The 25,677-nt window shown below is 26.8% G+C and carries 24 protein-coding genes; 19 read left to right on the top strand and 5 right to left on the bottom strand.

All coding sequences use genetic code 11. The features are described 5' to 3' along the window. The first annotated feature begins 29 nt into the window (after window positions 1–29). The 5 genes from BINT_RS06385 to BINT_RS06405 all read left to right on the top strand — a co-directional run bounded on the left by BINT_RS06385 (window position 30) and on the right by BINT_RS06405 (window position 3,909). Entirely contained in the window at window positions 30–1,202 is a 1,173-nt protein-coding gene (locus BINT_RS06385; RefSeq protein WP_041177304.1) for a beta-ketoacyl synthase N-terminal-like domain-containing protein, read from the top strand. An 18-nt stretch (window positions 1,203–1,220) separates the two neighbouring features. Continuing rightward, the gene (locus BINT_RS06390; protein ID WP_014487738.1) at window positions 1,221–1,709 is read left to right on the top strand and encodes a hotdog family protein; all 489 of its coding nucleotides are present in this window, start codon (window positions 1,221–1,223) and stop codon (window positions 1,707–1,709) included. A gap of 25 nt (window positions 1,710–1,734) precedes the next feature. Then, entirely contained in the window at window positions 1,735–2,463 is a 729-nt protein-coding gene (gene fabG, locus BINT_RS06395; RefSeq protein WP_014487739.1) for a 3-oxoacyl-ACP reductase FabG, read from the top strand. Window positions 2,464–2,552: 89 nt separating this feature from the next. Further along, window positions 2,553–3,221, top strand: a complete 669-nt coding sequence (locus BINT_RS06400; protein WP_014487740.1) for an ankyrin repeat domain-containing protein — start codon at window positions 2,553–2,555, stop codon at window positions 3,219–3,221. A 61-nt stretch (window positions 3,222–3,282) separates the two neighbouring features. After that, on the top strand, window positions 3,283–3,909 hold the full coding sequence (locus tag BINT_RS06405; RefSeq protein WP_014487741.1) for a D-sedoheptulose-7-phosphate isomerase: 627 nt from the start codon (window positions 3,283–3,285) through the stop codon (window positions 3,907–3,909). 107 nt (window positions 3,910–4,016) lie between these two features. Here the strand turns inward: BINT_RS06405 and BINT_RS06410 are convergent, their stop codons facing one another. Further along, the gene (locus BINT_RS06410) at window positions 4,017–5,000 is read right to left on the bottom strand and encodes an ABC transporter substrate-binding protein (RefSeq protein ID WP_014487742.1); all 984 of its coding nucleotides are present in this window, start codon (window positions 4,998–5,000) and stop codon (window positions 4,017–4,019) included. Window positions 5,001–5,182: 182 nt separating this feature from the next. Between BINT_RS06410 and BINT_RS06415 the strand changes: the two genes are divergently transcribed. The 7 genes from BINT_RS06415 (at window position 5,183) to pta (ending at window position 13,256) form a co-directional block, all read left to right on the top strand. After that, on the top strand, window positions 5,183–6,226 hold the full coding sequence (locus BINT_RS06415; protein WP_014487743.1) for a glycosyltransferase family 9 protein: 1,044 nt from the start codon (window positions 5,183–5,185) through the stop codon (window positions 6,224–6,226). 47 nt (window positions 6,227–6,273) lie between these two features. Then, window positions 6,274–7,032, top strand: coding sequence for an MBL fold metallo-hydrolase (locus BINT_RS06420; protein WP_014487744.1), 759 nt, complete (start codon window positions 6,274–6,276; stop codon window positions 7,030–7,032). Between the two features lie 62 nt (window positions 7,033–7,094). Continuing rightward, a complete protein-coding gene (locus BINT_RS06425) occupies window positions 7,095–7,763 on the top strand; it encodes a hypothetical protein (protein ID WP_014487745.1) in 669 nt (222 codons plus the stop codon). A gap of 51 nt (window positions 7,764–7,814) precedes the next feature. Beyond that, window positions 7,815–9,173, top strand: coding sequence for a magnesium transporter (gene mgtE, locus BINT_RS06430; RefSeq protein ID WP_014487746.1), 1,359 nt, complete (start codon window positions 7,815–7,817; stop codon window positions 9,171–9,173). A gap of 115 nt (window positions 9,174–9,288) precedes the next feature. Beyond that, window positions 9,289–10,926, top strand: a complete 1,638-nt coding sequence (locus BINT_RS06435; protein WP_014487747.1) for an ankyrin repeat domain-containing protein — start codon at window positions 9,289–9,291, stop codon at window positions 10,924–10,926. Between the two features lie 81 nt (window positions 10,927–11,007). Further along, window positions 11,008–11,883 carry a DMT family transporter gene (locus BINT_RS06440; RefSeq protein WP_014487748.1) on the top strand — a complete coding sequence of 292 codons (876 nt, stop codon included), beginning with the start codon at window positions 11,008–11,010 and terminating at the stop codon, window positions 11,881–11,883. Window positions 11,884–12,248: 365 nt separating this feature from the next. Beyond that, window positions 12,249–13,256, top strand: coding sequence for a phosphate acetyltransferase (gene pta, locus BINT_RS06445; protein ID WP_014487749.1), 1,008 nt, complete (start codon window positions 12,249–12,251; stop codon window positions 13,254–13,256). A gap of 235 nt (window positions 13,257–13,491) precedes the next feature. Here the strand turns inward: pta and BINT_RS06450 are convergent, their stop codons facing one another. Then, on the bottom strand, window positions 13,492–14,514 hold the full coding sequence (locus BINT_RS06450) for a diguanylate cyclase (protein WP_041177305.1): 1,023 nt from the start codon (window positions 14,512–14,514) through the stop codon (window positions 13,492–13,494). A 180-nt stretch (window positions 14,515–14,694) separates the two neighbouring features. Here BINT_RS06450 and BINT_RS06455 point away from each other — a divergent pair, with 180 nt between their 5' ends. The 5 genes from BINT_RS06455 to BINT_RS06475 all read left to right on the top strand — a co-directional run bounded on the left by BINT_RS06455 (window position 14,695) and on the right by BINT_RS06475 (window position 20,073). Further along, window positions 14,695–15,579 (top strand): hypothetical protein, encoded by an 885-nt coding sequence (locus BINT_RS06455; protein WP_014487751.1) that lies wholly within the window; start codon window positions 14,695–14,697, stop codon window positions 15,577–15,579. Window positions 15,580–15,594: 15 nt separating this feature from the next. Further along, window positions 15,595–16,689, top strand: a complete 1,095-nt coding sequence (locus BINT_RS06460) for an FtsW/RodA/SpoVE family cell cycle protein (RefSeq protein WP_014487752.1) — start codon at window positions 15,595–15,597, stop codon at window positions 16,687–16,689. Then, window positions 16,686–17,675, top strand: a complete 990-nt coding sequence (locus BINT_RS06465) for a UDP-N-acetylglucosamine--N-acetylmuramyl-(pentapeptide) pyrophosphoryl-undecaprenol N-acetylglucosamine transferase (protein WP_014487753.1) — start codon at window positions 16,686–16,688, stop codon at window positions 17,673–17,675. The genes BINT_RS06460 and BINT_RS06465 overlap by 4 nt, the downstream gene beginning before the upstream one ends. Before the next feature lie 114 nt (window positions 17,676–17,789). Further along, window positions 17,790–19,178, top strand: coding sequence for a UDP-N-acetylmuramate--L-alanine ligase (gene murC / locus BINT_RS06470; protein WP_014487754.1), 1,389 nt, complete (start codon window positions 17,790–17,792; stop codon window positions 19,176–19,178). Then, window positions 19,147–20,073, top strand: coding sequence for a UDP-N-acetylmuramate dehydrogenase (locus BINT_RS06475; RefSeq protein WP_041177306.1), 927 nt, complete (start codon window positions 19,147–19,149; stop codon window positions 20,071–20,073). Before murC ends, BINT_RS06475 begins: the two co-directional genes overlap by 32 nt. A gap of 57 nt (window positions 20,074–20,130) precedes the next feature. Here the strand turns inward: BINT_RS06475 and BINT_RS06480 are convergent, their stop codons facing one another. Both BINT_RS06480 and BINT_RS06485 read right to left on the bottom strand, forming a co-directional pair. Then, complete coding sequence (locus tag BINT_RS06480) at window positions 20,131–20,631, bottom strand: hypothetical protein (protein ID WP_014487756.1); 501 nt, start codon at window positions 20,629–20,631, stop codon at window positions 20,131–20,133. Window positions 20,632–20,666: 35 nt separating this feature from the next. Next, the gene (locus BINT_RS06485; protein ID WP_014487757.1) at window positions 20,667–22,085 is read right to left on the bottom strand and encodes an HD-GYP domain-containing protein; all 1,419 of its coding nucleotides are present in this window, start codon (window positions 22,083–22,085) and stop codon (window positions 20,667–20,669) included. Between the two features lie 137 nt (window positions 22,086–22,222). Between BINT_RS06485 and BINT_RS06490 the strand changes: the two genes are divergently transcribed. Continuing rightward, the gene (locus BINT_RS06490; RefSeq protein ID WP_041177596.1) at window positions 22,223–22,891 is read left to right on the top strand and encodes a helix-turn-helix domain-containing protein; all 669 of its coding nucleotides are present in this window, start codon (window positions 22,223–22,225) and stop codon (window positions 22,889–22,891) included. An 88-nt stretch (window positions 22,892–22,979) separates the two neighbouring features. Here the strand turns inward: BINT_RS06490 and BINT_RS06495 are convergent, their stop codons facing one another. Beyond that, on the bottom strand, window positions 22,980–23,909 hold the full coding sequence (locus BINT_RS06495) for a tyrosine-type recombinase/integrase (protein WP_014487759.1): 930 nt from the start codon (window positions 23,907–23,909) through the stop codon (window positions 22,980–22,982). A gap of 558 nt (window positions 23,910–24,467) precedes the next feature. On the opposite strand from BINT_RS06495, the gene BINT_RS06500 reads away from it, so the two are divergent. Beyond that, entirely contained in the window at window positions 24,468–25,490 is a 1,023-nt protein-coding gene (locus BINT_RS06500; protein WP_014487760.1) for an ABC transporter substrate-binding protein, read from the top strand. Window positions 25,491–25,677 lie beyond the last annotated feature (187 nt).

The raw sequence follows: 25,677 nt of genomic DNA on the forward strand, positions 1-25,677 counted from the left end.
GAATTATATACTCGATTCTGAGGTGTTTTATGAGTAACGTATTATTAGATTTTGGAATTATTAATTGTTTAGCTAGGAATAAGGAAGAATTGTATAATAAATATTTTTTAAATGGTGAATATGGTTTAAAAGAAAATAATGATTATGTGAAAAAATTTTTCTTAGGTAAAATAGATAATGATTTTTTTAATTTTGAACTTGATAACCCTTATAATAATAAAATAAATAAAATGGCTTTGCATGCTGTTAATCAATTAAAGCCTATAATTGATGAAGCTAAAAAAAGATACGGAAAAAATAGAATATCCGTTATAGTGGGTACTTGTGAAAATGGAAGTGATGAAACTAAGGACTATATATTGAAAGGAAGCGTAATTGATGAGAAAAAAATATTGATTATGCAAAGCCTTAATATATGCTGTGATTTTTTGCAGAAGTATTTTGATGTTTCAGGTATTTCATTTACTATATCTACTGCATGTACTTCAAGTGCTAATGCCATAATAGCAGCCGATGAACTTATAAGAAGCGGAGTAATAGATGCAGCTATAGTAGGCGGTGCCGATGTTGTAACTGATACTGTTGTTTATGGATTTGATTCGCTTGAAGTAGTTGATTATAATAAAACTAATTCTTTTTCAAAAAATAGAAAGGGTATTAATTTAGGAGAAGGTGCTGCATTTACAGTGCTTGCTAAAGATAATTTAATTGATTCAAAAAATGTATTATATCTTAAAGGCTATAACAGCAATTCAGATTCTCATCATATGACTAGTCCGGATATAGACGGTACTACTACAAGCAAATGTATAAATGATGCTTTGAAACATGCTGATATGAATATAAATGATATAGATTATATCAATCTTCATGGTACAGGAACTTCAATAAATGATAAAATGGAAAGCACAACACTTAATATAGTTAATGCCTCTAATATATACTGCAGTTCTAGTAAAACATCATTTGGGCATACCATAGGGGCAGCTGCAGCTATGGAGCTTGGAGTTTGCTATATTACACTTTCTGATATCAATAAAGAAAAAATACTTCCTCCGCATTTATATGACGGTGAATATGATGATACATTAGCTAAAATAAATTTGGTTACAGGCAAAGTTAAATCTGAAAGACTTGAAAATTGTATGAGCGTATCATTTGGTTTCGGCGGAAGCAATACTTGTTTGATAGTTGGAAAATAATTTCGGATTAATAATTTTATGGAAAATAAGTATAAATTGAATATACCTCATAAAGGAAAAATGTTATTGATAGAAGGTATATCTGATATAAATTTTGATAATAAGGAAATACTTTCTTTTGCCAATATCAATAAAGATAATATTTTTTATGATATTTCAGAACCTGAAGGTATAGAATCTTATATATTTACAGAATATGCAGCACAGACTGCGGCAGCTTATAATGGAGCTTTATCAAATAATGAGGATAATAAAAGAATAGGTTTTATTTTAAATATAAAAAAAGTTAATTGCTATATAAATAAAATAAAATCTGATAATAGAGTTTATATATTTGTGAAAGAAACTTTTAATGATAAAAAAATAGCCTACTATGACGGAGAAGCTATTTTTTATAATGATGATATAAATACTTTAGATGAGTACAAAAAAATAGTTAATGATGATAATAAAATCATGGACTGTTCTATAATGGTTATGGAAAGTTCTGCAGATGTTTTTAATTAATAATAATGATATAAACGGATAAAAGATGAAAAATAAATCTATTTTAATAACAGGTGCTTCAGGCAGTATAGGATTTGCTATATCAAAAAAGATTATAGAAAATGGTTACGATGCTGTAATGTGCTATAATAAAAATGATTCTTTTATAGAGAAAATAAAAGAGTTTGCAAAAGATTATGATGTTAACATAAGATTTTTAAAAATGAATATTACAGACAGAGAAGAAGTTAAAAATATATTAACTAAAGATATAGAAGAAAACGGAGCTTATTATGGTATAGTGCTTTCATCTGGAATCACTATGGATAATGCTTTTCCTGCTATGAGCGGAGATGAATGGGATAATGTTATAGATGTTAATCTTAAAAGTTTTTATAATATAGTTAATCCTATCATAATGCCTATGATAAGAAATAAAAAAGGCGGAAGAATTATAGCTATAAGTTCAATAACTGGTATTATTGGTAATAGGGGACAGGTTAATTATGCGGCTTCTAAGGCGGGATTAATAGGGGCTGTTAAATCTTTAGCTATAGAATTGGGTAAAAGAAATATTACTGTAAATTGTATTGCTCCGGGTATTATTGAAAGCGAAATGATAAATGATGAAATAATAGAACATGCAAAAAATATGATAGCTTTAAAAAGAATAGGAAAGCCTGAAGATGTTGCAAATGCTGTAAATTTCTTATTGTCTGATGAGGCTAATTATATTACTAAGCAGGTTATAAGTGTTGACGGCGGAATGTATTAAACATTTTTTACATAACTAAACAAAAAGTATTTTACAAATATGGTTTTAATGATATTATATATAATAGTTATATATATATTGGGTTGTTTATGAAAAAATTAATAAATATTATTTTTATTTTTGCACTATTTTTTAATGTATCTTATGCCTTGACTGATAATGAAAGCAAATTCTTAAAATCCTGTGAAGAAGGTAAATATGATGCAGTTGTTGCCTTTATAAACAAAAAGGTTAATGTTAATGTTGTATCTGAGGACGGAGTTACAGGATTAATGCTTGCATCTCATCATGGACATACTGCTATTGCAAGGCTTTTAGTAAATTCCAATGCAGATGTAAATGTTTCTGATAAAGTAGGTTATACTGCTTTATTGATGGCGGCAGCAGGCGGATATCATGACATTGTGAAGATTTTATTAAAGGCAAAAGCAGATGTTAATGCGGCAAATAGTTACGGAGAAACTGCTTTGCATATAGCTTCATATAAATTGTATGCTGATATAGTGAAGACTTTGATTGATTATAAAGTGAATATAAATGCCATTAATAATGATGGAGATAATGCCTTAATAATGGTTTTTATGTCTGCTGATAAAAGTGAAAATATGCTTCCAGTTGCTAAGCTTCTTTGCGATAATGGAATAGATGTTAATGCTAGAGATAAGAACGGAAGAACTGCACTTACATATGTGAAAAATAATTATAAAAAACCTGATACTTTGATAGCATTTTTAACAGAATACGGTGCTACTGAATAATATTTTATAAATTTTTAAAATCTATATATAATTAATCATAATTTATTTTTAAGGATATTAAATGATAGAAGAATTGATAAAAAGAATTCCAAAATTGGAAAATATAAAAGATAATATCGAATCTGCTATAAATGAAACTATAAAATGCTATGAAAGAGGAAATAAAGTTTTAATAGCAGGAAATGGAGGAAGTGCCTGCGATAGTGAGCATATAGCAGGAGAGTTATTAAAAAGTTTTTTGAAGAAGCGTCCTATCAATGAAGAGATAAGAAAGGAGCTTTTACAATTTGATGATGGACAGTATATTGCCGATAATTTAGAATCTCCTTTGAGAGCCGTTGCTTTAACTTCGCATTTAGGACTTTCAAGCGCTTATCTTAATGATAAAGAACCTTATTTGGTATTTGCTCAGCAATTATTAGGATTCGGAGATAAAGGAGATATTTTCTTTGCTATAAGCACATCAGGAAATGCAAAGAATATTATATATGCTGCAAAACTTGCTAAGGCTATGGGAATAAAAGTTGTATCATTTACTAATGAGAATGGAGGAAAACTTGCCGAGATGGCTGATATTGCTATTAAGGCACCTGCTAAAGAAACTCATATAACTCAGGAATTTCATGAAGCAATATATCATGAAATTTGTATAAGAGTAGAAGAGAATTTTTTTAAAGAAAATAGATAAATAAAAATAGATAATTGTTAAAAATATTGGGCTTGTAATTATAAATAATTGCAAGCCCTATTTATGTAGTAGTCTAAATACGGAACTATTAGCTTTTTATTATTGTATTAATTATTATAAATATCGTTTGGTATGCTAATTCCTAATTTATTAATCATATTGGTATTAACAACAAAGTTATAATTTTCTGAAGGCTCTAAAGGTATGTTTTTTATATCTTTTATACCTTCTAATACTTCTATTGTTTTTTTAGCAGTAGAAACTCCCATATCATAATAATCAACGGAATAAGTAACAGTGCCTCCTATTTTTGTCATGCTGGCATCGGCACATACAACAGGTATTTTTGTGCTTTCTTCTATCATAGCAACATTAGCCATGCTGTTTGCTATTATATTATCAGTAGGTGAGAATATAGCATCAACTTTATTTACTGCACTTAACATGATTTGCTGAATTTCATTAGCATTTGCAACAGTTAAATCTACATATTCAAGTCCAATGGAATCTAATTTTTCTTTTGCTAGCTTTATTTGATATGCAGAATTAATTTCACTCGAACAATATAAAAGTCCTATTTTCTTAGCATTTGGAAGAAGTGTATGCATAAGTTCTATTTGCTTTGCTATAGGAGGAAGATTTATAATTCCAGTTACATTTACATTCGGTTTATTTAAATTCGTCACTAGCTTTGCACCTATTGGATCACCTATGCCTGAAACTATTATTGGTATATCCTTCGTTAAATTGACGGCTGACTGTGCCGAAGGTGTGCCTATTGCTATTATAATATCCTTTTTATCATTAACGAACTTTTGTGCTATTGTATTGCAGTTTGCCTGTTCGCCTTGAGCATTTTGATAATCAATATTTATCTTTTTATTACTGTCTTTATAATATTTATTCAATTCATCTGCTATGCCTTTATAAATTAAATCTAATGCATCATGTTCTATCATCTGACTTATTCCTATTGTTATAACTTCATCAGTTTCATTTTTTGGATACATATATTTTTTGCTTATAGTGAATGATGATATTAATATAAATATTATTATTAATACAAAAATTATAGTTTTATTATTTTTCATTTTTTAATCCTTTTATATTTATTTTTTGATTTTTATTTAATTACTTTACGCAGTAATATTACTACATAAAGTAATTTTGTCAATACTGTTTATAGTAATTTTTCTATATTTTTATTATTTTTTATTGATTATTATAAAAAATATATATGATTATATTATTATTTAATAAGGTGTATTTAATAATGAAGATACTTTTAATAAAACAAACTTCTTTAGGCGATGTTTTGCATATGACGCCTGTTATAAGGGCATTAAAAAAATGGAAGCCTGACTGTACTATAGATGTTGTTACAGATAAAAGAGCTTTAGGAATATTAGAGAATAATCCTTATATAAATAAATTGTATGTTTTGGATATATACAAATATGAAACAGAGATATTTAAATCTCCTTTATTGTTTTTTTCAACTATAAAAGAATTCTTTTCGCATATAAAAGAAGTAAGAAAAGAGCATTATGATATAGCTATGGATTTGCAGGGACTTGAAAGGAGTGTGATATTTTTGTATTTATGTCATTCAAAAAAGAAATATGCTAAGGGTAAATGGCTAGGACTTAAAAGCAACTATTATAAAGATATAAATGCTATAGTGGGTTTATTATCTTTTTTGAAGTTTATAGACTGTCCAGATGACGGTACAGATTTAGACTATTTTTTACCTAAGAATATAGATATAGATTTTGCTGAAAGAATAAAAGATATAAAGTATTCAATAAACAGCAATTTTGCTATAAATAATGAGTATATAGTTTTTTCTCCATTTTCAAGATGGGATACCAAAGATTTATCAGTTAATAAATCAAGAGAGATAATAAAAGAAATACAAAAGTTAAAAGATATACAAATAATAGTTTCTGCCACATCTGATTATAATGAAAAATGTGATGAAATAGTGAAAGGTTTTGATAATGTATTAAATAGTTCAGGACTTTTTAATTTGCCTGAATTAGCATATCTTATAAGAAATTCAAAAGGAATGATAACGGTTGATTCTTTTCCTATGCATACTGGATGTGCATTTCAAAAACCGCTTATAGCAATATTCGGACCTACAAGTGAAGTTAGGGTAGGGCCAATAGCAAGAAATTCTGAAACTATAAGAGTAGAAAATTTAGAATGTGCAAGATGCTATAAAAGAAAGAACTGCCCTAATAATCATATATGTATAGAAAATATAGATGCAGAAGTTTTAGCAAAAAGATTTATAGAAAAACTTCAGTATTGATATAAAAAATATAAATTATATAATATGTATACATAAAGGGGGCTATTATGAAAATAACTTTTTTAGGTACAGGTACTTCCGATGGTGTTCCTATGATTGGATGCAAATGCAGAGTATGCAGAAGTAAAGACAAAAGAGATAAGAGAACACGTTCATCAATACTGATAAGACATAATGACAAAAATTATATAGTGGATACTTCTGCTGATTTTAGAGCTCAAATGTTAAGAGAAAAAGTTGATAGTCTTGAGGCTGTATTTTATACACATTCACATGCAGATCATACTTCAGGTATTGTGGATTTAAGATCATTAAATTTTATAATGCATACGGCAATAGATTGTTATGGAAATAAAGATACTATGGATACTTTAAGAGAGAAATATGATTTCTTTTTTAATCCTGTTCAATTAGGAGGAGGACTTCCTCAGGTTGTTTTTCATCATATAGAAAGTGAAATGATGTTTGATGATATAAAAGTTACTCCTATAGCTGTAAAGCATGGAGTACTTAATATATTAGGTTATAGATTCAATAATTTTACATATATCACAGATGCAAGCCATATAAGTGATGAGAGCTTGAAATTGATTGAAGGAACTGAAGTTTTAGTTTTAAATGGTTTAAGATACAGACAGCATCATACTCATTTATCTTTACAGGAATCTGTTAATATAGCTGATAAATTAGGTGTTAAAAAAGCTTATTTTACTCATATGACTCATGATGTTTTACATAAAAATTTAGAAAAAGAACTTCCTCCTAATATGTATCCTGCTTATGACGGACTTAGTATAGAAGTTTAATATTTGACATTATATTGTTTTTTTATATTATAATAATATAACATAATTCAAGAGAGAAGATTATGAAAAAATTAGTAGCATCATTATTTTTTATGGTATTCGTTAGTATAAATGCATTTGCTCAGCATGGAGGCGGTGTTGCTTTATTTGTACCATTAACAGGAAGTTTTGCTTTTGCTGATTTGAGAGGATTAGATAATAGTAAAATTGATATATTAAAAAGCAGTAGTTCATTCGATTTTGGAGTATTACTTCAACCAGGATATTTTTATGATTTCGGAGGATTATTAGGTTTTGATGTTTTAGCTGATATAGGATATTATAGAAGTTCTTATAAATACATAAATTCTCAAGATGCTAGAATAGTTTCTTATACATTTGATACTTTAAATACTGGTGCTATGTTTAGAGTTACTTTTTTAGTGCTTTCTTTAGGTATAGGAGCAGGGGCAAAAATACCATTAGCTGCTAATTTACAAGATGGTGATTATAATGCAAAATTAAATACTGATGAAATAAAAAAATCATTTACATCTGCCGTTATACCATATCTTAAATTTACTGTAGATTTTAAATATAATTTAAGCAGTTTTGCCGCTATTGCAGCAGGTTTATATTTCAATTATGATTTTGCTATGAATTATAAACATCCTAATTATTCAAGATATAATATACATTCTTTTGATTTTGGTGTGCAAATAGGTACTTATTTGGTTGGAACTAGTTATTAATTTATTGTAACAATAAGTTTATATTATATAGATAATACATAGGATATAAGTATGCTTAAAGAACTTTTACAGCCTGAAATAGAGGATTTAATAGAAGAAAAAGAGTGGGATGCATTAACAGATATACTTCCTTTATGGCAGGAGGTAGAAACAGCTAATCTCATCACTTCCCTAAAAAATGATGATAAATACAAAGTTTTTAGTATTCTTCCGCATGAGTATTATTATAAAGTATTTCCTGAACTTGCTCCTATAGATCAGCAGAGAATCATAGAAAATATGCAGGAAGCTGATATTAAAGACCTTTTGGAAAATATTAATCCTGATGACAGAACATATTTTTTAGCATCTATTCCTGAAAGTATGTCTGAAAATATATTAAAACTTTTAGGAAGTGAGGAGCGTGAAATAGCTTCATGGCTTTTAGCATATCCTGAAGGAAGTATAGGACGTTTAATGACGCCTGAATATATAAGCATAAAGCCGGATTGGACTGTAAGCGAAGCATTTGAATATGTTAGAAGCAATATAGCAGAATCAGAAACCTATACTACTTTATATGTTACAGATGCTAGAAGAACATTAATTGGCTCTATTGCTTTAAGAAAATTATTTTTTACAGACAAAAATACATTAATATCAGAAATTACTAATAATTGCCCTTATATATCAGTTTATGATGATCAGGAAAATGCTATTGATGTAATAAAGAAATATAATCTTCATTCTCTTGCCGTTGTTGATGATAGGCATTCTATGATAGGAATTGTTACAGTAGACGATATAATGGACATAGCAGAAGAAGAATATACAGATGATTTTCACAAAATGGCGGGAATAACTTCAAGTGAAGATCAATTTGATGATAATTTAAAAATTACGCCTATATCTACTCTTTACAAACAGAGGATATTATGGCTTTTAATATTAGTATTTATTAATATATTTTCAGGAGGTGTTATAGGTATATTCCAAAATACACTTCAAAAGCATATAGTTTTAGTTGTTTTTTTGCCTTTGCTGATAGGAAGCGGGGGAAATGCCGGAAGTCAGTCTGCTACACTTGTTATAAGGTCTTTAGCTATTGGTGATGTTGTATTAAAAGACTGGTTTTATATGCTTTCAAAAGAGGTATTAGTGGCATCTATGTTAGGTTTGAGTATGGCGCTTGGAGCTTATATATTAGGTGTCATAAGGGGAGGATTTGAAATAGCTGCTATTGTATCTATATCTATGTTTAGTATTGTTTTTATTGGAAGTGTTATAGGGCTTTGTCTGCCTTTTATACTTACTAAATTTAATATAGATCCTGCTATAAGCGGAGCACCAATGCTTACTTCTATATGCGATATAGTTGGTACTGCTTTATATTGTTCTATAGCTACAATAGCTTTTGTAATATTTTTTTGATTTTTTTTAAATAATTGTTAAATTATCAATAATGTGTTATATTATAAAAATAAAATATGTTTGACTATTTATGCTTTTATATTACATTTAATATATAATATGAGGTTTATTACTTATGAGAGAAATTGAGATTGAATTACATGAGGCTTCGGCTAAAAATAATGTATTAGCAGTTGAAATATTATTAAAAAATAAAGATATAGATATTAATTTAAGCAATATATTGGGATTAACACCATTAATGCATGCCTGTAAGGGTGGATATAAAGAGATAGTTGAATTGCTTTTAAATGCAGGAGCAGATCCTAATAAGGCAGATCAGCTATATATAACTCCTTTAATGAATGCATGTGCTAATGGTCATAAAGATATAGCAGAAATACTAATAAAAAATGGTGCTTTAGTAAATTTAAGCAATTGTAATAATGAAACTCCTTTGCATTATTCATGTTCAGAGAATCATTTTGATATTATAAAACTTCTAGTAGAAAATGGTGCTGATGTTAATGCCAAAACAGATATTAATATAACACCTTTGATGTATTCCTGTCAGAAATCAAATTTTGAAGCTGTTAAATTTTTAATAGATAATCATGCAAATTTAGATGATGTTGATATATACGAAGAAACAGTATTGTCATATGCAATATCTAGTGGCAATATAGATATAGTGGAATATATACTTAATAAAGGTGATATAGAAATACCTAAATATTCTTTGACAATAGCTGCTATTAGCGGTAATTTATCATTAGTTCATTATATACATTCAAAATTAGGATTAAATAAGCATAATGTATTTTCAAGTGCTTTTATATCTGCAGCTTATAATGGACATTTAGATGTTGTGAGATATTTCTTCGATAATTCAAAAAAGAAAGCCCCTAAAGCATTAGCTATAGCCGCATCTGCTGGGCATAAAGATATAGTTAAGTATTTACTTATGAATAAAGTACAGCCTGACGGAGTTACAGACAATGGCAAATCTGCTTTAATATTATCAATAGAGATAGAAAATAAAGAAATTATAGATTTATTAATAAAGCATAATGTTAATGTTAATCAAGCTGATGATGATTATGTTACACCTCTTATGTATGCATGCTATATTGGTAATATTGAGATAGTAAAAACTTTGCTTGATAATAATGCTGATATTTCTGCAGTAGATAGCTTGGAAAGAAATGCTATTATTCATGCTGTTATAGCTGGAAACATAGATATTGTTGAGCTTCTTTTGATGCATGGAATGAGTTTAAAAGGTGACGGAGAATCTATTACTCCTTTAATGTGGGCTGTTATATATGATAATTTAAAGTCTGTTAAATATTTAATACAAAAAGGCATAGATATTTACCAAACAGATATTAATGGCTGGAACTGTTTTATGTTTGCATGCGCTAAAGGATACGATGATATTGTTAAATATATTTTGGAGCTTTATCCTGATATCATTGATAATAAAAATAAATTAGGTGAAACAGCTTTGATGATAGCCTCTGATAATGGGAAAACAGAAGTTGTAGATTATCTTCTTAAAAATAATGCTTCTATAAAAGAGCAGAATGCAAATGGAGATACTGCCTTATATATAGCATCTTCAAAAGGTTATTTTGAAATATGTGAACAGTTAGTTAAATATTATGAAATAAGTGATTCTAGTAAGAATATATTTGAAAAAGAATATGATGTTGCTAAAGAAAAGGGTTACAGTAGCATTATCAATTTATTTAATAATAAACTTAAATCATAATTCTAATAATATACTTTGACATTTTAATCTAAATATTATATTATCTAATACTAATAAAATTAATTATTAGGTTAGTAGTATATGGCTAATAAAGAAAGATTAGGCACTATAGGTATATTTTTAACAGCATTAATATGGGGATATAGTTTTGTTGCGGTTAAAGTTGTTGTTAAAGAAATAGAACCTTTTTATCTTGTAGGAATAAGAAATTTAGCCGGAGGGATTTTTTTATCTCTTGTATTTTTCAAAAGAATAAAAAATATTTCTAAAAAAGATATAATATTCTCAGCACCTGTTGGTATAGCATTATTTCTAGGATTCTTTTTACAGACTATGAGTTCTAAGTTTATAACAGCATCTAAAGTGGCGTTTTTTACAGGTTCTTATGTTATATTCATACCATTTTTTTCTTGGCTAATATACAAAAAAAGACCTCATATTTCGGCATTTATAGCGGCAGTAATTACAGTTTTAGGTTTATATTTATTAAGTTCTTTTGAAGGCTTTTCTAGTATAGAGCTTGGAGATTTGCTTGCATTGCTTTGTGCTATTGTATTTGCTGTTCATTTAATGCTTATAGACAAAATGCTTGAGTATGTGGATGGTATTATAATGGCGGCATTACAGCTTATTATAGCAGGTATAGTATCTCTTTTTGTAGGGGCGATAACTTCCACTCCTTTTAATGTTAATGTTTCTAGTGAAGCTATTTATTCACTTATTTATTTGGCTATAGGAGCCACAGGAATAGCTTATTTACTTCAGACCGTATCACAAAAGTATGTAAATCCTAGTAAGGCAGGAATTATACTTAGTTTAGAGTCTTTTTTGGGTGCTTTGGGGGGAGTCATTTTTATGAAAGACCCTGTTACTATAAATTTTGTTATAGGCGGTATATGTATGATATCTGCCATATTTATATGTGAGATAGGAAGTAGTGTAAAAAAAGAATCATAAATTAATTTTAATTATTGGTTAAAGAATTTTTATATTTTTTACAAAGTCAATTTAGTAATTATAAAAAGCAAATAAATATTAGTTGCTATATCAGTATTTAAACTATATTAATAAGAAGTATTGTATATGGAATTATTTTATGGTCTGTTTTTAATTATATATTTCAAATTTGTTTTAATTTCAGATTTTATATAAGTATAAAAAATGTATGGTATATTTAAATAACGATAAAATTGTGTTGGCATATATATTAAAATCAATTATTTTTAATAAAAATTATACTTAGACATAGTATGGGTTTGCAAAATTCTAATTTATGTATTAAAATATATAGATAGAATTTTATTTTTTAAGAGGTTTTTATTATGGCATCATTTATGGATAATTTAAAAGAAAAAGCAAAATCTAATCCAAAAACTATAGTATTAGCAGAAGGATATGATGAAAGACATGTTAAGGCTGCTGTTATACTAAAAAAAGAACAGTTAGTTAAAGGACTTGTATTGGTAGGAGATACTGCTAAAATACAAGGTTTAGCTAAAGAAAACGATTTAAACTTAGATGATGGTTTTGTCAAAATTTTTGATCCAACCAAAGAAGCTATAACAGAAAAATATATTGAAATGCTTTTCACAGCTAGAGAAAAGAAAGGTATGACTAAAGATCATGCTAAGGATTTAATTACAAATCATTCTATATATGCAGCTGCTGCAATGATTGCTGACAATGATGCTGACGGTATGGTAGGCGGTGCTGTTTATTCTACAGGTGAAATGCTTAGAGCAGCTTTATTCTTAATAGGACTTAAAAAAGGAATTAAAACTTTATCATCTACATTCTTCCTTGAAAGCCCTGATAAATCTTTATTTACAAATGGTATATCTTGTTTTGCTGACTGTGCAGTTATACCAGAGCCTACTCCTGAACAGCTTGCTGATATAGCTAAAGCTACAGCTGAGTCTTATAGAAGTATGACAGGTAATGAGCCTAAAGTTGCCTTACTTTCATTCTCTACTAAAGGTTCTGCTGAACATGAATCAATTACTAGAGTTAGAGAAGCTAAAAAAATATTAGATTCACAAGAGGTTGATTTTGTTTATGATGGCGAAATGCAGCTTGATGCAGCTATGATTGAAAAAGTTGCAGCTCAAAAAGCTCCTGGTTCTCCTATTAAAGGCGATGCTAATGTGTTTATATTCCCTGAGTTAAACTCTGGAAATATTGGACACAAAATAGCTCAAAGAGTAGGAAAATGTACTGCTATAGGTCCTATGCTTCAAGGTATTGCTAAACCTGCTAATGACCTTTCAAGAGGATGTTCTGCTCAGGATATAGCTGATTTAGCAGTTATTACTTCTTTACAAGTTAAATAATATATAATTTTTTAAGCAATAAATGATTAGCTGATAATTTTATTTATTAGCTAATCTTAAAATAAGTTACAAATAAAAAGTTTATCGTTATAACAATAAAAAATATTTATGGCTGTCAATTAATTTTATTGACAGCCTTTATTTTTATATAATAATATCTCATTGTTTAAATTGTCATTGTATTATTTATATTGTTTTTTGTATATATGATTTAATAAAATGAATTAAAAGAATATTAATGTAGTATTACTTTGTTTCTTCCAAGATGTTTAGCTTCATACATTGCAGTGTCGGCATTTTTTATAGTTTCAGCTATAGGCTTTTTAGACGTTCCCTTATGTTCAGCAATTCCTACACTTACAGTAACATTTATAATAGTGGATTCATAAGCAAATCTTTTCTTTTCTACTGTTTTTCTTATTCTTTCTGCCACTATATAAGCTTGTTCTTTTTTAGTATTAGGGCATATAACAATAAATTCTTCACCGCCATAACGTATAGCTATATCACTTTTTCTAAGCATATTAATATTATCAGAACTATTGCTAAGTAATCTTCCTATTTCATGAAGAACTACATTTCCACAATCATGACCGTATATATCATTAATATCTTTGAAATGGTCAAGATCCATAAATATGATAGATATGCTGTATTTATATCTCTTAGCTCTTTCTACTTCTTCTTCTATAATTTTATTGAAATATCTTACATTAAATAATCCTGTTAAAGGATCTATGGTTGATTGAGCATGCAATGTATCAATTTCTTTCATTAATTTTTTTATTACTTTATCTTTTTCCATAGAAGATTTTTTTTCTACTTCATTAATTGCAATGCTCATACTACGCATTCTTATTTTTATTATAGTTTCATATATATCATATATATTGACTATTCCAATAGGATAATTATCATTATTAATTATTATTAGATAATCTATTTTATTTTCTTTCATTATATCAAATGCTACTGATATATCATCTTCAGGATGTGCTACTATAAGATTTTTATTCATAAAAGATGATATTTCTTTATTAAATATGTTTTTTGAATCTTTTTTATTAGCATTTTTCAATATATTTACTAATAATTCATTATAATTAACTATTCCTATTATTTTATCTGAATCATTAATAACAGCTAATATTTTATTAGAAGATTTAGAGACAAGAGAAGCCACCTCTAACAAAGTAGAGTCTTTTTTGATGACTTCGATTCTGTTTTCCATTATCGATTTGATAATACTTCTATACATCAGCAAATGCCTTGAGTAAGATATAAAATATATATTATAATATCATATATATCCTTTTTTTCAATCTATTTTTTGTATATATTAGTTATATGTTAAAATAGTAAAATGGTGTTTTTTATCTTGATTTTTTATTTTATAAAGTATCATATTAAAAAAGTTTTCATAATTTTTGAGATTTGGATGAAAAAAGTAAATATTCTTATAGTGTTAGTTTTTATATATTCAAAGATTGTTTTTGCAGATATAAATACTATTTTTAATATGGACATATATGAAAGGAAGTTAGCGGTAAATACTAATACCGGTATTTATAGTAATGAACTTTTTATAGAACAAACTGCTTTGGGAGGATTTAATCATATAAAATTTAATTTAGAAACTAGATTGTATTATAGATTATATTTTTATAAGAATGCTACCAATTTTCTATTTAAAGATACAAAAGTTGATTTCGGTATAGAGAATAATTTTTCATTATCTTCAGATATGGTAGGGTTATATGTAGATGTGAAGCCATTATCATTTTTAGGTATTAGAGTAAGTGGGTATGCTGATTTTATGTTTAATGCTATGAATTTCGGTTATGCCGGATTTGATAGTAAAGATGTCAGTTATTCTTTTGATGAATTATATGCTATGGAAAAGGGTAATGCATTTGGGTATATAATAAATATTTCTCCATATTTTATATTTAAATTTAATAATTTTATTTTAATAAATAATCTGAATATGTCTTATGTGAATGTTGGTGATAAAAAATATTATTATGATCCCAGAACTTCAATATTGCATGCGAAAAGTGAGTTTGAATTAATCAATGATTTTTATCTTTTAGGAAAGATTAGCGTATTTTATATAGGCGGATATTATGGTCTTACATATTTGATTAATTCAAAACATTTATCCCATAAATTTGGCATAACTGGTATTATAAACTTTAATTTTTTAAAAGAAACTTTGATTTTTAATGTAGGAGCGTCAGCTGGACTTCATGTCGGACTTCCTCATTATAATAATACGACATTTATAGAATTGAAAATGTCATTAGGTTATAAGATACTATAAAACTAAAGAGTGTTTATGATAAGCAGAAAATTGTTTCCTGATAAATATTTATTGATAATATATATAGCTTTGCTTGTAGCAGGGCTAGTTTCTATATATGGGGCGCAAACTATACATGAGCCTAATACGGCATATTTTTCTAATCATTTGAAATTATTATCATTTATGCTTGTTTTCACTATTATTATTATGATAGTCCCGGATTTCTTTACGGTTTTGGATAAAATGGTGCCTCTTATTCTGCTTTTTACTTTAATACTTCTTGTTTTAGTATATTTTTTTGGTATAACGGTTGCTGGGAGTTATGCAAAAAGATGGCTTCTTCTTCCTTTTGGAATTACTATACAGCCTTCAGAAATCGCTAAAATAACATGCAGTATATATTTTGCTAGTGTTTTGAGTAAAAAAGGTGAGAAGTTAATAGATATTAAAAGAGGATTATTTCCGCCTCTATCTATTTTGATAATTGTTTCAGGACTTATTTTAATAGAGCCGGATTCTGGTACTGCACTTTTATTTTCTATAGTTGGTTTTGCTATATTCTTTTATGGAGGCATACCTTTAAGATCAATATTACTTTCAGGTCTTTTATTATTAATTCTTTTTCTTATTTTTATTTTCAATACACCTTATATGAGGAGCAGAGTTGTATCATTTTTAGATCCTCAAAGTCAGCCTGAAGAAGAGGTTTATCAAATTAGAAGGGCTAAGTTGGCATTTAATTATGGAGGAGTTACAGGAATTCCTGATGAATATATAGCCGATGTTAGTACTCATTTGCCTGCTGCTTTAACAGACTTTATATATGCTTCTGTATCTCAAAGATATGGATTAGTAGGGAATGTTATTATATTGCTTTTATTTTTATCATTTACTATTAGGGGATTTATAATATCGTCGCGTACTAAAGATCTGTTTTTAAAAAATCTTTCATTTGCTATTACAATGTTTATTAGTGTGCAGGCATATTTAAATATAATGGTGGCTACACTTATGCTGCCTACTACTGGTATGACACTTCCTATCATTAGTTATGGTAGAAATGCTTTAGTTGTTAATATGATAATGGTAGGTATCTTATTAAAAATAACTCAAAGGAGAGAACAATGAATGTAATTTTATGCGGCGGCGGAACTGCCGGACATATAACTCCTGCTATTTCTATATATGATTATATGAAAAAAGAAGGACATAAACCTAGACTTGTTGTTGCTCAAAAGGATTATCCTTTGATACCGAGCAATTATGATTTTAATACTATAAATATTAATTCTCCAGGTAATTTTTTCAAGAAAATAATATTTATGTTAAAATTTATACCGGCTTTGATGAAATCATATAATATAATTAGTAGACATAAGCCTGATTGTGTAATAGGTATGGGAGGATTTGTATCATTTCCTATGCTTTATGCTGCAAAAACTAAAAACATACCTATATTTTTATGCGAGCAGAATTCTATTCCTGGTAAGGTTAATAGAATATTTTATAAAAATGCCAAAAGAGCATATTTAACTTTTTCAAAAACTTTAGAGTTTATGCCTAATGGAAAAGTGTTTGGTAATCCTGTAAGAAACGATTTCTTTGTGGTTCATAGAGAAAGTGCTAGAAGTGTTATGAAATTAAAAGAAGATGATAAGCTTTTAGTTGTTATGGGAGGTTCTCAGGGTGCTTTAAAACTTAATGAATTATTTTTTGAATGCATAAAAGATATAAAAGCTAAGGTTAATAATTTATATATAGTATGGCTTGCTGGTCCTAAATGGGCTAATGATATAATTGCTAAAGTAAATAGTGCTAAATTTGAAAATGTTTTTGTGCATAGTTATTATAAAGATATGGCAAATTTACTTCATGCTGCGGATTTTGTTATATCTAGAGCTGGAAGCAGTTCTATCAGTGAGATATTAGCTGTTAATGTTCCTTCATTGTTAGTACCTTTTCCTTATGCGACAGATAATCATCAGTATTTTAATGCTTTAGACTTGCTTAATAAGGATATGGCATATTTGATAGAGGAATCTGATTTGGATAAAGAAAAGTTAGAAAATGTTATTGTGAATAATTTAAATAATGAAGAGAGATTAAAAAAATGAGGGAAAATATTAAAAATGATTGGAGTGTAAGAGCTGTATCTTCAATAGTTGATGATATAACTGGAATTCTAGAAAAAAAATGATTATACTAAAATATTAAATATTGGGGAACATATGTTTACAAAAAGAAAAGAAAAGATACATTTTATAGGAATAGGCGGAATTGGAATGAGTGCTATAGCAAGTGTATTAAATGCTATAGGTTTTACTATAACAGGAAGCGATTTAGCTAAAACAGCAAAAACAGAATCTTTAGAAGCTGCAGGTATAAAAGTATATTATGGGCATAAGGCTCAAAATATAGAAGATGATGTTACTGCGGTTGTATCTTCATCCGCTATAAGTCCAACTAATGAAGAGATTATTGAAGCAAAAGCAAAAAAGATAACAGTTATACCTAGAGGTGAAATGTTAGCCGAGCTTATGCGTTTAAGATATGGTATAGCAATATCAGGTTCTCATGGTAAAACTACAACTACATCGCTTATAAGTCAGATAATGATGCATGCTGGACTTAATCCTGTTTGTATAATAGGCGGAAATCATTTTAATTTGAAGAGCAATGCAGCTTGTAATGATTTAAGCAGTGAATATATGGTATGTGAGGCAGATGAGAGTGATGGAAGTTTTTTAAGGCTTTCTCCTGTAATTAATATAGTTACTAATATTGATAATGATCATTTGGATTATTATGGAAATGTTGAGGCTTTAAGAGTTGCTTTTTTAGAGTTTATTAATAAAGTTCCTTTTTACGGATGTTCATTTTTATGCTTTGAAGATAGTGTTGTAAAAGATTTATCAAAAAGTGCAAATAAAAAATTCTATTCCTATGGTTTTTCAAAGGATTATGATTTTTATGTTGATAAAGATTCCATTAGGGTAGAAGCACCTATCACTTATTTTACAGCTTATCATAATAATGAATGTTTGGGAGAATTTTCTGTTCCTCTTATAGGAATTCATAATGTATTGAATTCTTTAGCTTCAATAGGTGTAGGTATTCATTTAGGTATTGATATTGCTGATATAAAAGAAGGATTGAAAACTTTTGAGGGTGTAGGAAGAAGATTAAATAAACTTTATGATAAAGAGATAACTTTATTCGATGATTATGCTCATCACCCAACAGAGATAAAAGCTACACTTGCATCTGTTAAAAATGCTTATAAAAACAGAAGAATAATAGCAGTATTCCAACCGCATAGATACAGCAGAACAGAACTTCTTCTTAATGATTTTGAATCTGCATTTAATGATGCTGATGAAGTTATTATTAGCGATATTTATGCAGCAGGTGAAGCTCCTATAGCAGGAATAAGTGGGGAGATTATATGCGATGTGGTAAGAAAACAAAATGAGCATATAAGATATGTTCCAAATATAGAAGATGTATTGCCGGTACTTGATGATATGAAAAAAGATGGAGATATAATATTGACTTTGGGAGCGGGCAATATAGTAAGGATTAGCAATGAATATGCAAGAAAATTACAAAATGGTTGAGAGCTTTCTCAAAGAAAAAAATATAGAATATTACATAAACCAAGCCTTTAGTAAATTTAGCAGATTTAATGTAGGCGGAAATATTGACTTATATATTGTTGTGAAAAAAATATCTGATTTTTTAGAACTTGCTAATTTCTTGTATAAGAATGTTATTGATTATTTTGTGATGGGTGATACTAGTAAGGTTATAGTTTCTGATAATGGTTATAATGGCATAATAGTATCATTAGAAGGAGAATTTGAATCTTTTGAATTTTTAGATGATGGGGTCTTAAAATCTAATAGTTCTGCTATTTTAGAAAGACTTTCGCATGAGGCTAGAATTAGAAATTTATCCGGATTAGAGTTTGTAGCTTTAGTTAATACTAGAATAGGGGCAGCTATATATGATAAATTAGAATCTTTTGGAATATCTCTTCTTAATTTAGTGAAGTCTGTAACATTATTTAATAAACAAGATTGCACTGTAACAGAATTAAGTAAAGATGAATATTTAGCTTTAACTGATAAAGAAAAAAGATTTATTATTATATTATCAGCAGTATTGGTATTAGAAAAAGATAGTCCTGAAAGTATTGATAATAGAATAGATTGGTTTAGATATATAAGAGGCTCTGTTGCTCCTACAGATGCTAGTATAGGACCTGTATTTGAAGATTTTTATGATGTAAAAGCCTATGAGATGGTGGAGAGAGTAGGCGGACTTGATATGCAATTTGGAGCTATGAAATGGCATAAAAGATTTCCAAACTATATTATCAATGAATCATTATATGATGCTAAAACTGAAAGTACAGCTGAAGATGTTATTAATTTGATAGAGGATACTAGAAAAAAAATAGAACAGCATTATGCTTTTAATCCAAGGATTAATATTGTATTACTTAGCTGAAATTATTTTAATAAAAAAGGGCTTAATATAAGCCCTTTTATTTTTTATGTTAGTTAATTATTTTTTATTCCAATGTATTGAATTCACATAAAGTACAGATAAATTAGTTAAATCTTTATCATCTTCTGTTTTTGTGGATAAAGTATAATAAATATCGTCTACTTTCCATAATGTAAATTTTTCATTAAAAGAAGTTATATTATATTCCACATCTATTTTGTATTCATTTTCTGTGAAATTTTTATTTATATCATTTTGATAATCTCCATAAAGAGATAATAATGCCTCTTTATCTTTTGATGCTCTGTATATATAAGCATTATTCATATAGTCAAATGTAGATTCTGCAATATTTTTATTAACTATAAAATATTTTCCATTTTGTCCATGTTCAGGAGGTGCAACTGTTATACTTATTCCTAAAGGTGCAAATGAATTTGGTGAATCAACTTGAACATAATCTAATACACTTTCAGATGTAGTAGTTTGTGTTTTATCAGCATTATTTGAGCAGGAAATACTGAATAAAATAATAAATAAAATTGTTAAAAAACGCATAGTTATCCCTTTTTATATAATTTAGTATTTATTAATTAAAAGTTTTTCATCTCTGATAAATAATTTTTGAAAATTGAAAATATTATATAATCTATTTTTACTTCATCTTTCAAAAAATTATCATACATATAATCTATTATTTCTGAATCTGTATTGATTTCACTTATACAAATATCATGTTTATATTTTAGAAAATCATATAAATCTAATATTTCTATAATTTTTACAGGATAAAATATAAAAGATGTGAAATTAAATATATCTTTAGAATCAAAACTTATCAAATATGGATATTCAAAATTTGGTCTTTTAGCTTTCATAGCTTCGCATATTGTCATAGCAAGTCCATGTCCGTAGCCATAGTATTCATGATGAACTCCAACAGCCAAATTTATATCCTGATTATTAGATATTGAATATTTTATATAGTTATATGACTTAATAGCATGTGCATATAATTCATTATTTATATTAATATTTTCTGTTGGCAAATAATTAATTATTTCTGTTAATGTGATGTCATGCAAAAGTGCTGCTATAGACATATTTACAATCTCACTATAATCAAATTGTCTTATTCCTAATTTAAATATATTGTCTAATTTGGATATGTCTTTTATAAATTTATTTTTCTTTGATACTTTTATATAATAAGGCATATAATCATTTTTCCATTTAGCTCTTATTTTTGAAAGCATACCCATACTAATATTTTTATTATAGAATATCATAAATTCTATAGTGTTAATGAATAGTCTATTACTATGATCTATTATGTTGCATCCTGTAAATCCTATTACATCGTTAAACATATCTGTCTTTTCATAATTTTTATTGAGTAATACGAAAGTACTTTCAGAAATACTTTTCATTAATTCTTCATAATTTGTATTATATTTTGTACTTTCATATATGTTTTTATAATTTTCATTATTTTCAGATATATTGCCTATTACATTTATTCTTATCATAAGCCCAAGTCTCACTAATATTTCTCCAAGTAAACTTGCAGCTTTACAAGTAAATTTATCTCTGTTTTCTTCTATTTCTAGTTCTATGATTAAATTTTTTATATTTTCAACTCTTTTATATTCGTTTATAGATAATATATTTTCAAGTATAGCTTCCTGATATTTTTGAGTATTTTCTATAGGATCTTTACAGTTTGTGAAAATAGAATAGAAATAATCCTTACTATTTAATTCATTTGGACTTACAAAAAATTCTATCATATCCAAATAAGATTTATATATATAATATTGAGCCCCAGCAAATAATGGATTTTCTTTTAAATTATTATTGAATAAATAATCTATTTTATTATATGGTATAACATTAACCACACCATTTTCATTTTTAGAAATAATTTCTATTTTATCTTTTAGTATTACTTCCTTATAATCTTTTATTTTTTCTAATGGTATTGTTACATAGTTATCTAAATTAATTTCCATTTAATTACCTACGCTAGTTATTATTGTTATAATTATACATTTATAAAATAATAAAACAAATATTTTAGTTAAAAAATTTGGAAAATATAAAAAATTATTATATTATAACAGTATTAATAATAAAAGTTGGAGAAGCAATGTATAATTATATATACACCCAAGAAGATTTTAGTATATTAAATAGTTATAAAAATATTTCTATATCCTTAGGAAAGTATCTTGGGGATAATGTAGAAATAGTGATATATTCTTTTGAAAATGAGGATTGTCCTATAGTTTTTATGGTTAATGAATATATGCATAATAAAAGTATTGGTGATGCTATTTCCGATAAAGACAGAAGCATATTAAATGAGATACTAGATAAAAATAATAATAAATTTTTTAAAAATAATTTTATTGAAACTGTTACAGGAGAATGTCATAAAATAAATTATACAGTTATAGAGAATTCTAACGGTATTCCTATAGCTATGATGGTTATAAGTTGGAAATTTGATATTTCTCTTGTTAATACATTAAAAGTATTTATACCTGATAATATTAGTTCTGATGTAAAAGAAAGTAAAAATAGTAAATCAGAAGATATTATTATAGAGGCTCTTAAAAAAGTTATAGGAACTGTTGATAAAGATGAAGTAGGGCCTTCTGTTTATAATAAAACAATAATAAAAAAATTATATGCTCAGGGTATATTTGAGTTTAAAGAATCTGTTCAATTAGTAGCGAATTATTTGAATATTTCACATCATACAGTATACTTACATCTTAGAAGTATAAAAAGAAGTAAAAAAAATAACAAATAATTTTTATTAATAATAAAAAATTGTTAAATATTTTAGGCATATTAAATTAATTAATATGCCTAAAATTTTATTTGCGATAAAAAATTTTTTAATTATTAGAATGAGGGTGAAATTTATTGTATACTTCAAATAGTCTTGAATTTGTAACATGAGTATATCTTTGAGTTGTAGCTATAGTTTCATGTCCTAATAATTCCTGAACACCTCTAATTTCAGCATCATTATTAAGTAAATGTGTAGCGAATGTATGTCTTAATGTATGAGGAGAAAAATCTATAGATATATTTGCATTTCTTATTAAGCGTTTCATAGATGTTCTTATGCTTCTGTCACTTATCGGCTTTCCAAATCTATTTATAAATAAATAGTCATTATTTTCAGAATATTCTTTTTGAATGATTCTTCTTTTTTCCATGTATATATCCCAATTTTCATATATTATAGGAAGTATTGGTATATCTCTCACTTTAGAACCTTTACCGCATATCCTTAATGTTTCTGATCCTTTTTTTATCATACTAAGTCTTAATGAAGCAAGTTCAGATACTCTAAGTCCTATCGCATACATAAACAGTGCCATCATTTTATCTCTGATGAGTGTAAAATCTCCTTCATCATCTATAGCTAATATACTATCTATATCTTCTATAGATAAAAATTTGGCTATATGTTCCTCCCTTTTCGGACTTTTCATATCTACTATTCTATTTTTATCTGAATAGCCATTTCTTATCAAATATTTATAGAATTTTTTTATTGATGATAAATGTCTTGACATAGTAGAGTTGGTTAATGACTTTTCTTTTAAAAAAGTTAAATAATCTCTTACTGTATAATGATTAGCTTCATCTAATGGTATATTTTTACTATGTAAAAATTGAAAATATTCTTTTAAATCTTTATTATAACTATTGATAGTATGAGCAGCAAAATTTAAAGTTTGTAAATAATCACTGAATTCTTCTAATAACACATATATTTTCTCATCATTAAAGACATAATCATTTTGCATATTCATAATAAAAAACCCCATAAAAATATATCTTTTCAATTATTATCGAAAGTTTGTATTATAAATTTATGAAGTATGTTAACTTGTATAAAAAAATTATTAATAATTATTATATTTATCTTACAATTATTGTATTTTTAATATACTAATTAATTATAATAAATTTATAAATAGTTAAGAGATACTCTTTTAAATTTATAGATAAAAAAGCTAAAATTATATATATGATATCAGAAATAGTATATTGATTTGACTACGTAAATATTATAAATGATATAGATATAATTTACTATTTTTTGAATATACAAATATTTTTGATATTTAATAACTAATTTGTATTTAGTATATAGTTAATATTAATAAGTAGTATTTAAATATTTATACAATGTGGTATTTGAACAAAAATAAAAATCACCTATAAATGTTGTATTTATAAGATAGAAATAAATTATTCAATTTATAATATGGTAAAAAAGAAGTTTTTCATATTTTCATATTGAAATTTTTTATAATTAATAAAGAATATAATTAAGTAATATTTATTAATTATAGTTAGGGGTCAATATGTATAAAAAAAATATTTTATTATTATCATTTATTATTATGATACTGTTTGTATCATGTGAAGAAAAAACAGAAAAAATAGAAAAAACAGTAAATGTTTTTCCAGCAAGGAAATATCCAATAAGAGTTGGATATATGCCTGATTTTTCTGGAACATCTGCTGTTGCTATAGCAAAAGAGAATGGTTACTTTGATGAAGAACATTTAGATGTTACATTAATAGAGTTTTTAGATGGTCCTTCTGAAATAGAGGAGATGCTATTAAAAAATTTGGAATTTGCTTATATAGGACATGGAGCACATTCTCTTGCTATTGAAGGTAAAGTTAATGTATTATTTCCTAATGGTTTAAGCAGATCCGAACAAATTATAGTAAGAAATGCTGCTAATATAGAGTCTGTAAAAGATTTAAGAGGTAAAAAGGTTGGTACGCAATTAGGAACTTCTTCTGAAATTTTACTCTATTTAGCTCTTAAATCATTAGGCATTAAAACAAATGATGTAGAGATTATAAATATGAATGGAAATACAATAGTATCATCTATGATGAATGATACTATTGATGCAGCTTCTGTACAGGCTCCATACAGTTTTGAGATATTAAATAGTCTTGGGGATAAAGTAAAATCTATTGCTACAACTGTTGATTATTCTGATGTAGGATCTTTTCCTAGCAGTTGGGTAGTTACGCCTTCTTTTCAAAATAATAATTCTGATATAGTTAATAGGTTTTCAAGAGCTATTCTTAAAGCTATGGATTATAGACAGCTTAATATGAGTGAAGCTGTAAAAATGGTTGCTGATATGAATGGTAAAACAGTTGAGGAAGTAGATTTAGAAAGAGAAACAGGACTATGGCTTTCTGGAGATGAAGTAAAAAAGGCATATATTGATGGAGATGCTTCTAAATGGTATAAAACACAGCAAGATATATTTATTTATACTAAGACTATTACAAACAAGGTAGATATTAATAATTATGTACAAATAAAATATATGATTAATAATGTTTTTAATGAATAAATAATTTTTCTTAGTTGAGTTTATAAGCGATGTATAATATAAATATGCATCGCTTTTTTAATGTTGTTGAAAATATAATTTTATAATGATTGTAAATTAAAAAATTAAAAGAAAAAAATTGAAATACTAAGGCTATATCATACAGTAAAATTATTGAATATATAAAACTATTCAATGTATGATTTGT

This window comes from Brachyspira intermedia PWS/A (assembly GCF_000223215.1).
In the GTDB taxonomy this organism is placed as follows: domain Bacteria; phylum Spirochaetota; class Brachyspiria; order Brachyspirales; family Brachyspiraceae; genus Brachyspira; species Brachyspira intermedia.